Raw genomic sequence first — 12,998 nt, forward strand, 5'->3', positions numbered from 1 at the left:
GTCCAGGCGTGGTCGATGTACCCGACGTTGGTGGCGACCTGCTGCGCGCTGCGCAGCAGTGCCTGGCCGAAGCCGACCCGCTGCGCAAGGTGGCGCTGACCCAGGCCTATGCCGCCGCGTTCCGTGCTGGCCGCCTGAAGGTGGCGGCCGATGCACCGCCGCCGGAGCCGATCCGCATGCCCGGCCGGCCGCCGCAGCTGGTGCTGGTGCATCCGCGTGAAGTGCCGCGGCGTGGACTGGGCGGTGTGGAAGGGCGTGCCGCCTTCATCCACGCCATCGCCCATATCGAACTCAACGCGATCGACCTGGCCTGGGATGCGGTATACCGCTTCCGTGGCCTGCCGCCGGCGTTCCATGCCGACTGGGTCAGCTGTGCCGACGACGAATCGCGGCACTTCATGCTGCTGCGCGAACGCCTGCAGGTGCATGGCCACGACTATGCCGATTTCCCAGCGCACAACGGCCTGTGGGAAATGTGCGAAAAGACTGCCCATGACGGCCTGGCACGCATGGCGCTGGTGCCGCGCGTGCTGGAAGCGCGCGGCCTGGACGTAACGCCCGGCATGATCGGGAAGCTGCGCAATGTCGGCGATGGCGGAACCGCCGATGTGCTGGAAGTGATCCTGCGCGAGGAAGTGGCGCACGTCGCTGCCGGTTCGCGCTGGTATCGCTGGTACTGCGACCGCGCCGCTGTCGAGCCGCGTGCGCGCTTCAAGGAACTGCTGGTGGAGTACGCCGGCGGCTACCTGCATGGGCCATTCAACATCGAAGCGCGCCTGCTGGCCGGGTTCGATGCGGATGAGCTGGCCAACCTGGTTGAACAGGCCGGCTGAAGAAAAGGGGACGGAGGGGATTAAGTCGTTTGTGGCACAAACGACTTAATCCCCTCCGTCCCTTTTTTCATGCGTTCGGCAACACCACGCGCTTGCCATCCACCGTTGGCCGGTTGATGTAGAACAGGCCGGGACCCGGCCGGTACGGCAGTTCGCTGACGCCGGCATCGGCGGCGTAGGTCAGTGCGGTGTCGCCCAGTGCATCGAAGTTCCAGTGCGCCGACTGCATCAGGTAACGCCGTCGCAGCAGCGCCTCCTGTGTCTGCGTCAGCGGCTGTCCGGCCACCAGTCGGCGTGCAATTGGCTGCAGGGCGGACGGCAGCTCCCAGCCGGGAACTCCAGCGGCATTGGCGGTCCATTGCACGCCAGCATCGATGGCCTGCTGCTGCATCACCTGCAGTGCGATCAGCTGGTAACGCCAGTCGATGCGCCGACGCAGCACCACCGCGGCGGTCACATACAGCACCGGCGACAACAGCACGCTGCGGCTGCCGGCGCGACGCTGCTGCTGCCACTGGTGCCAGACATCCACCCAGATCTCCTTTTCACCCACGCCCAGCTGCTGCCGCCAGCGTTCGGCGTCGGCCTGCGTTTCGGCGTAGGCCGTGGTGGCCTGCAGCAACGCCAGTGAAGGGACCTGGTAGTCGGAAACCGCTGGGCGGCGCAGCTGCTGCCGGCGCGGACGGCTGAGCAGCTTGGGCCCTTCTTCCAGCTGGTTGTAGCCACCGCCGATGTTGGCGTGCACGCCGGGCAGGGCGACCTCGGTGAACGTTGGCGCGACGCTGGTCAATGGATAGTGTTGGCGATGCTCGTCACGCGCGGCCAGTTGCACGACGTGTGCCGCGATGTCACTGCGCAGGGCGAGCTGCGGGTGTTCATCGGCGCGGCCACCATTGACTGCAACCACGGTGTCGAACAGTCCGATGAAGCGCAGCACCGGCGTGACGGCGGCGAAGTCCGCAGTGCAGGGCAGGCCGGCGCCCTGCAGCAGCTGGCGCCAGCGCGCGCTGTCCCAGGCCTGCAGCTGGTTTGAGATATCACGTGCCGCGGCAGCACCGCGCGAATAGCCGAACAGATCCAGCTGCACGCCACGCAGCGGTCGCTGCCAGCGCGCGGACAGCTCGGCCAGTGCCGCCGGCAGCAGCACCTGCAGCGCGCGCTGCACTTTCGCGCGAACGCCACTGGCACCGATGCCGAAGGCCAGTCCGATCAGATCGTCATCGGCATCATCGCGGGTCCCCACGCCCTCGACATAGATCGACAGCGAAGGTGCGGCCATCGCATCGCGGCGGCTGTCCGGATACAGCTGCTGCAGGCGCGCGATGTTGGTCAGGCCGTTGTCGTAGCTGCTGGTCAGCCGGCTCTGGTAGGTCGAATCATCATCCGCGCGCAGCTGCGCCGGGCGTGGCTGCGGAACCTGTGGGCGACCGCGTGCCAGGTTGTGTGCGTTGTTGCGGGTGCCATCGAAGAACAGGCCGATCCGCAGCAAGCCGACATCTTCGTCCGTGTCCTGCGATGGTGCCATGTGCATTCCCCGTCGTGGCTGCGTCACGGTAGCGCGAAAGCGGTGTATTGGCGAAGTGTAGTGACGCTTTTGACCTTACTTAACGCAGATGCGGTCGATCACAGTTCCTGATTTTCATTCCCATCTTCTATTGAATTCACACGACCCGCGCAGGCCAGATGGCCAGACCCGGTAGACCCGGGCGTGCTGCATCAACGCTGTTCACATCATTCAAGGAGCGACGCAATGTTGTCCAGATCGATTGGCAAAGCGGCAGGTGGCCTGGTGTTGGGTTTGTCGGTGGCAGCGGCCGCGCATGCGGCACCGTTGTTCGAGCCGGTGACGGTCATCAGCCGCGCATCGGCAAACAGTGAGCCCGCGCTGGGCAAGCTGCTGGCCACCCCGTCCACCGCGACGGTACAGGAAGTGCGTGTCGACGCTGCTGCCACTGCGCAGCTGCAGCTGGAGTTCGAACTGCTTGGCCAGCGCGTGCAGGCGGTGCGCAGCAAGGTGGAAGCCCTGCCCGATGGCGGCAGCATCTGGTACGGCCAGTTGCGCTCGCCGTCCGATCGGCTGACTGCCGCCACTTCGAATGGCCAGGATGATCCTGGTAATTCAGTGATCCTGGTGCGTTCGGGCAACACCCTCACCGGTTCGATCCGCAAGGACGGCAAGTTGTATCGCCTGCGCCCACTGGGCAACCGGCATGTACTGGTGGAAGTGGATGAATCGCGGATGCCGGCCGACCATCCGGCCGACTACAACCAGCTGCCGAAAATCCCGATGGGCAACAATGACCGCATCGGCATCGCGCAGGCCTCGTCCGGTACCCCGGCCACCATCCGCGTGCTGGTGGTGGCAACCAATGCAGCGGTAACGGCCTATGGCGGCAACATGCAGTCGCTGGTGCAGCTGGCGGTGGCCGAATCCAACCAGGGCTACGTCAACAGCAACGTGGGCATCACCCTGCAGCTGGCCGGCTATGAAACCACCAGCTACACCGAATCCGGCAACTTCACCACCGACCTGACCCGCTTCCGCAACACCAGCGACGGCTACATGGACAGCATCCACACCAGCCGCAACAACACTGCGGCCGATGTCGGCGTGCTGCTGATCAACAACACGAGCTACTGCGGGTTGGCCTCGGGCATCGGTTCGACGGCATCGACGGCGTTCGCGGCGGTGTACTGGGACTGCGCGACCGGCTATTACTCCTTCGCGCATGAGATCGGCCACCTGCAGAGTGCGCGGCACGATATCGCCAGTGATCCCAGCACGTCGCCCTATGCCTATGGGCACGGTTATCGCTACGAGCCGTCCTCCGGTTCGCGCTGGCGCACGATCATGGCTTATGACTGCTCGGCCGGCTGCCCGCGCCTGAACTACTGGTCCAACCCGAACATCAACTACAACGGCATCCCGATGGGCAATGCCAGCACCGCCGACAACCAGCGCGTGCTGGTCAATACCAAGGCCACCATCGCGGCCTTCCGCTGAGGCCAACCGCCGACCGAGGTCGGCGTCTACCCGGGTGCGTTCACCTGCCCTGGTAGATGCCAACCTTGGTTGGCACCCCGCGATCCATCATTCGCGCGCGAGCGTATCCAGCGACCAGCCGCCGACATCCACGCGCAGCACCGATCCCTGTTCGTACCAGTCACCCAGCACGATGCGGTTGCAGGCGCGGCCACCGGCCTGCAGCGTGTGCACCGCCGGGCGATGGGTGTGGCCGTGGATCATGGTGTCCACGCCATGGCGCACGAAGGTGGCATCGACTTCGGCGGGTGACACGTCGGTTACCGACTCGAACTGCGCACGATCATCCTGCTTCATTTCCGACTGGCGGGCCTGGCTGGTTTCCCGGGCCTTCTGCGCGAAGGCGATGCGTGCGGCCAGCGGCTGCGACAGGAACTGCGCTTGGAACACCGGGTCGCGCGTCTGTGCACGGAACTGCTGGTAGGGGATGTCGTCCGTGCACAGCAGGTCGCCGTGCTGCAGCAGCACCGGGCGGCCGTACAGCTCGATCACGCAAGGGTCAGGCAGGATGCGCAGGCCGGCACGGCGCGCATAGTCTTCGCCGAGCAGGAAGTCGCGGTTGCCGCGGATGAAGTACACCGGTACGCCGCTGTCGGAAAGTACCTTCAGCGCGTCGGCCACCGCATCGGCAGCAGGCGAGGGCGTGTCGTCGCCGATCCAGGCTTCGAACAGGTCGCCGAGGATGTACAGCGCATCGGCGCCGGGCGCCTGCTCGCGCAGGAAGCGCAGGAACAGGTCGGTGATCTCCGGACGGCTGGGGTCCAGGTGCAGGTCGGAAATGAACAACGTGGTCATGCAGGCATTCTAGGGCATCCACCGCCGGGCATGGCCCGGCGCTACCGAAGGGATCTGACCCCGGGGGCTACACCGGCAGCGGCAACCAGGCCAGGCTGGCCGATGCCAGCAGGATGGCAATGCCGGTGGCGGCCAGTACATCGGACGGGTAGTGCAGGCCCAGCACCACCCGCGACAGCGCGACGCCGAAGGTGAACGGCACCAGCAGCGGCGCCAGCCACGGGTAGTAGGCCAGCGCGACGATGGTGAACGACACCGCGTGCAGGGTGTGCCCGGAGGGGAAGCTGAACTCGTCCAGCGGCGCCACCCAGGCGCGGATGCGCAGATCGGCCGCATACGGGCGGGGACGCCGGGTCCAGCGCTTGAGGCCTTTGTAGAGCAGCAGTGCGGCCAGACCGGTGGCGGCCATGTGCACCGATGCACGCAGTCCGTCGAAGCCGTCCAGCGCCACCAGCGCGCCCATCAGTACGTACCAGAACACGCCATCGCCGAGCCGGCTGATGACCGAGAACAGGCGACGCACGCGGCGACGCCGGCAGTAGTGGTTGGCCCGGCGGCAGAGCCGCGCCTCGCGGCCAGCCAGCAGCTCAAGCGGCGTGGTGCGCATGGCCGCTCCTCCGCGACTGGGCCAGCTCGGCCAGCAGGGCATCGAATTCGGCAACCACCTGCTGTGGATGCAGGCGCTTCATCGCACGCGCGGCGCTGCTGCCGAATTCGCGGCGCCGTGCATCATCGGCGGCCAGCTGCACCGCTGCCTCGATGAACTGCTCATCGTTTTCCACGGCCGCACCGTTCTCGCCATCACGCAGGTATTCGCGGGCCGCACCGTAGTCGAAAGCGACGGTGGCCAGGCCGCTGGCCATGCTTTCCAGGGTCACGTTGCCAAAGGTCTCGCTGCGGCTGGGGAACAGGAACAGGTCACCGCTGGCGAAATGCCGTGCCAGGGCTTCGCCGCGCTGGATGCCGCAGAAAATGAAATCGGGGTTTTCATGTGCCAGTTTTTCGCGGGCCGGACCATCACCCACCCAGACGAAGCGGGCTTTGGGCCGGATCTGCTGCAGGCGGCGGAAGGCTTTCACCGCCAGGCCAAGGTTTTTTTCCGCAGCGATGCGGCCGACATGGATCGCGACCAGGCCGTTGCCGTCCACGCCCCATTCCTCGCGCAGCGCCGGGTCGCGCCGGCCCGGATCGAACTGCTGGCTGTCGACCGCGCGTGCCAGCAGGCGCACGCGTTCGAAGCCCTGTTCACCGAGGAACTGCTGCAGCTCGCGGGTGGGCACCAGGGTTGCATCGGCCTGGTTGTGGAACCGGCGCATCCAGCGCATCGCGGCAGCCTGCAGCCAGGCCACGCCGTAGTCGGGCAGGTACTCGTCGAAGCGGGTATGGAAACCACTGGCGACCGGAATGCCAAGGCGGCGCGCGGTGCGCAGCGCCGACCAGCCCAGCGGGCCTTCGGTGGCGATGTAGACCGCATCGGGACGCTGCTGCTGCCAGTGGCGGTTGAGCCGGATCGGTGCAGGCAGGCCGAAGCGCAGGCCGGGGTAGCGCGGCAGTGCGGCGCCCGGCACCAGCAGCGTGCCCGGTGCCGAGTCCAGTGCTTCGCTGGTCTGGCGTGGCCGGATCAGGTCGATGTCATGGCCGGAATTGCGCAGTCCCTGCTCCAGGCCCTGCACGGTGAGGGCAACGCCGTTCACTTCCGGCGGGTAGGTCTCGGTGACGATGGCATAGCGCATGGCGGGCCTCCGGGTTTCCGGCATGCTCGGGCCTGGCGATGTAGCCGATATGACCGCTTTGCGACCACGGGATGACGGTGGTCAGGTCCCTGTACGAAGCCACGGCCCCGAAGGGCCGTGGCGGTCGTGCAGATGGCGCGGTGGATCAGAAGCGCTGCTGGTATTTCATGTAGATGAAACGACCGATGTCGAAGCCACCGTAGTAGGAGAAGTTGGCGCTCGGCTGGCTGTACATGGCCGGTCCCTGGCGGCCGAACACATTGTTGGCACCGATCGAGACGGTCGCATCCCATGGCAGGTTGTAGCGCGCCTGCACGTCGTGGAAGGTGACCGATCCGCGACGGTTGTAGTCACGGCTGCCACTGAACCACGGCGCGCGCTGGCCCGGGTGCGAGCACTCACCCGGATACGTGGCTGCATCCAGGCAACGCTCCTTGACCGCGGAGAAATAGCGCAGGCCCCAGTTAAGGCCGAGGTTGCCACGCTCCCAGCCCAACGATGCGTTGGAGCGCACACGGAAGCCGATGCCGCCGTTGCTGGCGATGCCATTGCTGGGAATGGGCGGCGCATCCGCCTCGTTGGTGGTCCGTTCTTCCGCGGCGACCACATAGGTGGTCTTCCAGTCGGCGCTCAGCGTGCCCCAGGACGTTTCGATCTTGTGGCCGATCTCCAGGTCATAGCCTTCGGCCTGGCGGAACCCGCTGTTGCGGCTGCCATAGTTGAGCGTGTTGACGATGCCCAGTTCCGGGTCGCGGGTGAAACTGCCGCAGCGCTCGGCGATGCCCAGTTCGTAGCAGTCGCGGAGGATGTCGTTGGGATGGTCGGCGACGATGGTGTTGTCGATGCGGATCTTCCACCAGTCCAACGCAATGTTCAGTCCTTCGGCAAACGTCGGGCTCCAGACCAGGCCCAGCGTGCGGCTGGTCGAGGTTTCCGGCTTCAGGTCGGGATTGGAGCCGTTGGTGAAGGGCAGGGGCGTCTGCCCGCTGCTGCCGGTGATCGGCTCGTTGCCCTGGCCGAGCTGGCGGTAGCTGTCCGCATTGGCGATGTCGGCGGCGCAGCGTGCACGTACCTCCGGGCTGCTGGCGGCGGCGCCATAGACCGTATCGCAGGGGTCACGGAAGCCGGTGGTGAAGGTCTGCGAGCCGCCGCCGTACAGATTCGAGATGGTCGGCGCACGGAAACCCTGGGCCCAGGTGCCACGGACCAGCAGCTGGTCGATCGGCTTCCACGAGATGCCGAACTTGCTGTTGAGGGTTCCGCCGAAGGTGGTGTAGTCCGAGTAACGCGTTGCCATGTCCAGGGTCAGCTGGCGTGCACCGGGGAGGTCGCTCAGCACCGGCACGCTCAGCTCCAGATAGGCCTCGTCGACACGGTAGCCACCGCCGGTGGGGCCCGCCGCCAGGTTGGTGGTGGCGCCGGTCTGGGCCAGCGCGTCGGGAATGAAGCGACCCTCCTCGCGGCGGCTCTCCACACCCAGGGCGAAGCCCAGTTCCCCGGCAGGCAGCGTGGCAAGGCCGCCACTGAGGCTGGCGAACAGGTTGCGGGTGGTGTTGCGGCCACGGGTGAGTTCCTCGGGGAACAGCCAGTCCTGCAGTTCGCCATTGCCGGTCAGGCCGTACGGGTCATCCTGGCCATACGGCACCAGTGGATTCCAGGGCTTGCAGCCGACAATCGGTGCATCCGGTGTACCGCATTCCACCTTGCCGGTGGCCGGGTTGTAGAACGAAGGACCGGTGGAATCGGCAACGCGCTGCTTGTGCAGGTTGCCGGTGGCACGCTGCTCCAGCTCGCTGCGGTTGTACTGGTAGCCGGCTTCCCAATCGAAGTCGCGACCGGCGAACTGGAAGCTGCCTTCAAACGCTGCGACACCCTGCCAGGTGGTCAGTTCGCTGGTGCTGACGCGTGGAATCTCCCAGGTGCGGCGGTTCCAGTGCACGTCGCTTGGGCGTTCATAGCCGTGGTGGCTGCCGAACGGATTGAACCAGCTGTCGGCGGACATCGGCGTGATGCCGGCCGCACCGGACTGGAACGGATAGCCGGCAATCTGGCGCGTGGTGGTGCGTCGGTTGTAGGCCAGCTGGGTGTTGAAGCGGATCTGGTCGTTCAGGTCCATGCGTGCATCGACGAAGAGCGAATCGCGCTTGATCGGCGTCTGCGCGTGCATCTGTTCATTGCTGTTGCTGACATCACCGGTGAACGGTGTGTTGTCACTGAGGTGGAAGCTGTCCGGCCCGCCCGGCTGGCTGCCGCGATCGAGCGAATAGCTGCAGCCACGGGCGCTGCTGCAGCCCGGGCCCTTGAAGCCGACGATGCGCCCCCACTGCCCGACCGTGGTCCAGCCATCGTCCGGATGACGATCGGTATAGGTGTAGGCGCTGAAGCCGCGGTTCTTCGCCCAAACGCCCTTTTCTTCGACATGCTCGGCGGCGACACTGATCGAAGCGCGGTCATTCGACCAGCCGGCAACCACGTCGTACTGGGTGCGGGCACCATCGCCTTCGCTGAACTGCCCGTGGTAGACGTTGGCGGTCACGCCCTGGACGTTGCGCCGGGTGATGATGTTGACCACGCCGGCCATCGCGTCGGAACCGTAGATGGCCGAGGCGCCGTCCTTCAGCACTTCCATGCGTTCCACGGCAGCGGCGGGAATGCTGGATATATCCTGGTAACCCGAAGTGGTCATGCCCAGGCGCTTGCCGTTGACCAGAACCAGGGTGCGCTGTGCACCGAGGCCGCGCATGTCCACGTAGCTGCCGCCTGCGGCCTCGCCCGCACTGAGCGGGCTGGCACGGCTCAAGGCCGGGCTGCCGGTTGCGGTCAGGTTCTGCAGGATGTCGGCAACGGAATTGAAGCCCTGCCGCTCGATGTCGGCGCGGCTGATGGTCAGCACCGGCTGCGCGGTTTCCAGGTCGACCTGGCGGATGCGCGAACCGGTGATCTCGATACGGTCCAGCGTGGTGGCTTCCGGTGCGTGCTGGGCGAATGCGGGGGCGGCCAGTGCGGTGGTGGCCGTCATCGCCAGTGCACGACGGATCGCCAACCCGAGCTCGGGAATACGGATGGTCATGGGTCTCTCTCTCAGTCTTCGAAGTCTTCGGAACACAGCCAAGCGGGGCTGCGTCAACTCCACCGCGGCGGTGGATGTTCGAACCTAGTGAAGATGGATGGGGAGACGTATGGGCAAGCGACGAAAGCGCTGCAGACGGCCGTGACGCTTCTGCACAAAGCGGAAGCAAATCAATCGATTGCTCCAACCTGTGGCATCGCGGCGGACGCAGCGCAGAGGACCGTGTCCCTGATTGAACGCATCACGGTCAATGTGGAAAGCGACAGTCTGCGCGGAGGCAAAAAAAAACCACGGCCCCGAAGGGCCGTGGTCGTCGAGCTTCAACAGCGCGGATGGATCAGAAGCGCTGCTGGTACTTCATGTACATGAAACGACCGATGTCGTAGCCACCGTAGTAGGAGAACGACGAGTTCGGCTTGCTGTACATCACCGGCGCTTCCTTGCCGAACACATTGTTCGCGCCCACCGAAACGGTGGCATCCCACGGCAGGTTGTAGCGGAACTGCACGTCGTGGAAGGTCACGGCACCGCGCTCGTTGTACGCGGTCGGCGACTTCAGCCACGGAGCCAGGAAGGTCGGATCGGAGCATTCGTCCGCATAACGCGAGGCGTTGAGGCAGCGCTCCTTCACACCGGAGTAGTAGCGTGCCGTCCAGCTGACGCCGAAGTCACCCACATCCCAGCCCAGCACCAGGTTCGAGCGCACGCGGAACGCAAGGCTGGTGGCGGTGCCGATGGTGTTGGCAACGCCGTTGATCGGCGTGATCGCATCACGGACATCGTTGGTGGAGCGGTAGACGTTCTTGCTCACATAGGTGCTGGTCCAGCCTGCGCTCAGCTTGCCGTAGCTGGTGTCGACGCGATAGCTGACATCCAGGTCATAACCTTCGGTCTCCGCGAAACCGGCATTGCGGTTGCCGAACTTCAGGCCGGTGACGATGCCGTTGGACGGGTCGCGGGTGAAGCGGCTGCAGCGCGATTCGATGCCCTGCTCGTAGCAGTCCTTCAGGATCTGGTTCGGGCTGTCACCGACGATGGTGTTGTCGATGCGGATCTTCCACCAGTCCAGCGCCACGTTGAGGTTGCTGAGGAAGGTCGGGCTCCACACCAGGCCCAGCGTCTTGCTGGTCGAGGTTTCCGGAACCAGCAGCGGGTTCGAACCGGACACGAACGGCGTCGGGGTTGCATCCTGTGCCGTGGTCACCGGGGCGTTGCCCTGCTTCAGCTGGCGGAAGTTGGCAGCATCGGCGATGTCACGTGCGCAGCGCGCGCGGACTTCAGCACTGCCCTTGGCCGAGCCGAACACGGTGTCGCACGGGTCGCTGAACTGCGCGAAGGTTTCCGAACCGCCACCGTACAGATCGTTGATGGTCGGGGCGCGGAATCCTTCGGCCCAGGTACCACGGACCAGCAGCTGGTCGATCGGCTTCCACTTGAAGCCGAACTTGCTGTTGAGCGTGTTGCCGAAGGTGTTGTACTTGGAGTAGCGGGTGGCGGCACTGAAGCTCAGCTCACGCGCACCGGGCAGGTCGGCCAGCACCGGCACGCTGAGCTCCAGGTAGGCTTCCTTCACGTTGTAGCTGCCACCGGTCGGGCCTGCGGCCAGGTTGGTGGTAGCGCCGGTCTGGGCCAGGGCATCGGGGGTGTAGCGGCCATCTTCCTTGCGGCTTTCCACGCCGAAAGCGAAGCCCAGGTCGCCGGCCGGCAGGGTCATGATGCTGCCGGACAGGTTGGCGAACGCGTTCTTGGTGGTGGTCCGGCCGGTGGTGTGCTCCGCCGGGAACAGCCAGGCCATCAGTTCTTCATTGCCGGTCAGTCCGTTCGGATCGTTCTTGCCGTAGGGCACCAGCGGGTTCCACGGCGTGCAGCCGCTGATCACCGCGCCCGGACGGCCACACATCACCTTGCCGGTGGCCGGATCCAGGAACGACGGACCCACGGCGTCACGCACGCGCTTCTTGTGCAGGTTGCCGGTGGCGGTAGCGGTCAGCTCGTTGCGGTTGTACTGGTAGCCCACGTCCCAGTCGAAGTAGCGCTGGCCGATCTCGAAGCTGCCATCCAGCGACACTACCGCACGGTAGGTCTTCAGTTCGCTGGTGCTCACACGCGGGATTTCCCAGGTGCGGCGGTTCCAGGCCACGTCGGTTGGCTTGGCATAGCCGTGCTGGTTGCCGAACGGATTGAAGTAGCTGTCCTTGGACATCAGGCCGGTGGCGGTCGGGTCGCCCGAGATGGACACCGAGCTGGACTGCAGGGGGTAGCCTGCAATCTGGCGCTCGGCCGAACGCTTGTTGTAGCCGAATTCGGTGCGCAGGTTGACCTGGTCGGTGATCTTGAAGCGACCGTCGAAGTACACCGAATCACGCTTGAGCGGATACATGACGTGCATCTGTTCGTTGGCGTTGCTGACGTCGCCGGTGAACGGGGTCGCATCGGTCAGGTGGTAGTTGGCCGGGTTGGTCGGGTCAGCACCACGGTTGAGCGAATAGCCGCAGCCGTCCTTGGTGTTGGTGCAGCCCGGGCCGCCCTTCAGGCCGGTGACCTGGCCCCACTGGCTCAGCGTGGTCCAGTTGGAGGCATCGTTCGGGTGGCGGTCGCTCACGCCGTACTTGCTGAACCAGCGGTCCTTGGCCCAGACGCTCTTCTCTTCCGAGTGCTCCAATGCCAGGGTCAGCGACACCCGGTCATTGCTCCAGCCGCCGACCACATCGAAGCGATCGCGCGCGCCGTCACCTTCGCTGTACTGACCGTGGTACACGTTGGCGGTCACGCCGTTGACGTTGGAACGGGTGATGATGTTGACCACGCCGGCCATCGCATCGGAACCGTAGATGGCCGACGCGCCATCCTTCAGCACTTCGATGCGCTCCACCGCCGACACCGGCAGCGAGGACACATCCTGCAGGCCCGAGGTGCTGATGCCCAGGCGCTTGCCGTTGACCAGCACCAGGGTGCGCTGCGCGCCCAGGTTGCGCATGTCGATGTAGGTGCCGCCGGTGTTTTCGCCCGAGCTCAGTGCGTTTGCACGGCTGATCGCCGGGCTGCCCATGGCGGTCACGTTCTGCAGGATGTCGGCCACCGAGCTGAAGCCCTGGCGCTCGATGTCCAACCGGCTCAGTGCCAGGACCGGCTGAGCGGTCTCCACGTCCACCTGGCGGATGCGCGAGCCAGTGATCTCGATGCGATCCAGGGTGGTCGGCGCGGCGGTGCTGCCACTCTGGGCGAACGCAGGCAGGGCGGCCAGCGTCGCAGTGGTTGCCAGGGCGTAGCGGATGGCCTGCCCCAGGGGGGTGGTACGTGAAGTCATGACGAGCTCTCTCTCTCTCAGGTCGTGCAGGGACGCCAAAAGGGGCGTCGAAGAAATCGGCCGCCCACAAGCGGACCGATGACCCGATAGTAGTCTCGTTGGTTAATGCTCTGTAAAGAGGTCGTGTCGATTTGTACCAGGCTTCATCGTCAGATTTCACGAAAGCTCAACAAAAGCAGTCGCTTAGCTGTAACGCTGAATGCGCTCCCCCGACTTG

Annotated in this window: 8 protein-coding genes; 2 read left to right on the forward strand and 6 right to left on the reverse strand. The window is 65.5% G+C overall.

Annotation, left to right across the window (positions count from 1 at the left end; genetic code table 11):
* Window positions 1–8 precede the first annotated feature (8 nt).
* Window positions 9–833 carry a ferritin-like domain-containing protein gene (locus tag ACZLIB_RS04355; RefSeq protein WP_478469237.1) on the forward strand — a complete coding sequence of 275 codons (825 nt, stop codon included), beginning with the start codon at window positions 9–11 and terminating at the stop codon, window positions 831–833.
* A gap of 67 nt (window positions 834–900) precedes the next feature.
* On the opposite strand, the gene ACZLIB_RS04360 is transcribed toward ACZLIB_RS04355, so the two are convergent.
* Window positions 901–2,358: a phospholipase effector Tle1 domain-containing protein gene (locus ACZLIB_RS04360; protein WP_478469238.1), complete on the reverse strand. Its 1,458-nt coding sequence runs from the start codon at window positions 2,356–2,358 to the stop codon at window positions 901–903.
* Window positions 2,359–2,583: 225 nt separating this feature from the next.
* On the opposite strand from ACZLIB_RS04360, the gene ACZLIB_RS04365 reads away from it, so the two are divergent.
* Window positions 2,584–3,837, forward strand: coding sequence for a zinc-dependent metalloprotease (locus ACZLIB_RS04365; protein ID WP_478469239.1), 1,254 nt, complete (start codon window positions 2,584–2,586; stop codon window positions 3,835–3,837).
* A gap of 87 nt (window positions 3,838–3,924) precedes the next feature.
* Here ACZLIB_RS04365 and lpxH read toward each other — a convergent pair whose 3' ends face one another.
* The 5 genes from lpxH to ACZLIB_RS04390 all read right to left on the reverse strand — a co-directional run bounded on the left by lpxH (window position 3,925) and on the right by ACZLIB_RS04390 (window position 12,781).
* Window positions 3,925–4,671 carry a UDP-2,3-diacylglucosamine diphosphatase gene (gene lpxH / locus ACZLIB_RS04370; RefSeq protein WP_423163951.1) on the reverse strand — a complete coding sequence of 249 codons (747 nt, stop codon included), beginning with the start codon at window positions 4,669–4,671 and terminating at the stop codon, window positions 3,925–3,927.
* A 67-nt stretch (window positions 4,672–4,738) separates the two neighbouring features.
* Window positions 4,739–5,278 (reverse strand): phosphatase PAP2 family protein, encoded by a 540-nt coding sequence (locus tag ACZLIB_RS04375; RefSeq protein WP_049400923.1) that lies wholly within the window; start codon window positions 5,276–5,278, stop codon window positions 4,739–4,741.
* Window positions 5,259–6,404, reverse strand: a complete 1,146-nt coding sequence (locus ACZLIB_RS04380) for a glycosyltransferase family 4 protein (RefSeq protein ID WP_032129074.1) — start codon at window positions 6,402–6,404, stop codon at window positions 5,259–5,261. Before ACZLIB_RS04380 ends, ACZLIB_RS04375 begins: the two co-directional genes overlap by 20 nt.
* 145 nt (window positions 6,405–6,549) lie before the next feature.
* Window positions 6,550–9,474, reverse strand: a complete 2,925-nt coding sequence (locus tag ACZLIB_RS04385; RefSeq protein WP_478469240.1) for a TonB-dependent receptor domain-containing protein — start codon at window positions 9,472–9,474, stop codon at window positions 6,550–6,552.
* A 337-nt stretch (window positions 9,475–9,811) separates the two neighbouring features.
* Window positions 9,812–12,781, reverse strand: coding sequence for a TonB-dependent receptor domain-containing protein (locus tag ACZLIB_RS04390; protein WP_049400921.1), 2,970 nt, complete (start codon window positions 12,779–12,781; stop codon window positions 9,812–9,814).
* Window positions 12,782–12,998 lie beyond the last annotated feature (217 nt).

This window comes from Stenotrophomonas sp. 220_Sma (assembly GCF_056487375.1).

Excerpts from the sequence above, each read along its gene's own strand:
- ACZLIB_RS04365 (WP_478469239.1), top strand. The coding sequence starts at position 2,584 with ATGTTGTCCAGATCGATTGGCAAAGCGGCAGGTGGCCTGGTGTTGGGT.
- ACZLIB_RS04385 (WP_478469240.1), bottom strand. The coding sequence starts at position 9,474 with ATGACCATCCGTATTCCCGAGCTCGGGTTGGCGATCCGTCGTGCACTG.
- ACZLIB_RS04375 (WP_049400923.1), bottom strand. The coding sequence starts at position 5,278 with ATGCGCACCACGCCGCTTGAGCTGCTGGCTGGCCGCGAGGCGCGGCTC.
- lpxH (WP_423163951.1), bottom strand. The coding sequence starts at position 4,671 with ATGACCACGTTGTTCATTTCCGACCTGCACCTGGACCCCAGCCGTCCG.
- ACZLIB_RS04360 (WP_478469238.1), bottom strand. The coding sequence starts at position 2,358 with ATGGCACCATCGCAGGACACGGACGAAGATGTCGGCTTGCTGCGGATC.
- ACZLIB_RS04390 (WP_049400921.1), bottom strand. The coding sequence starts at position 12,781 with ATGACTTCACGTACCACCCCCCTGGGGCAGGCCATCCGCTACGCCCTG.
- ACZLIB_RS04380 (WP_032129074.1), bottom strand. The coding sequence starts at position 6,404 with ATGCGCTATGCCATCGTCACCGAGACCTACCCGCCGGAAGTGAACGGC.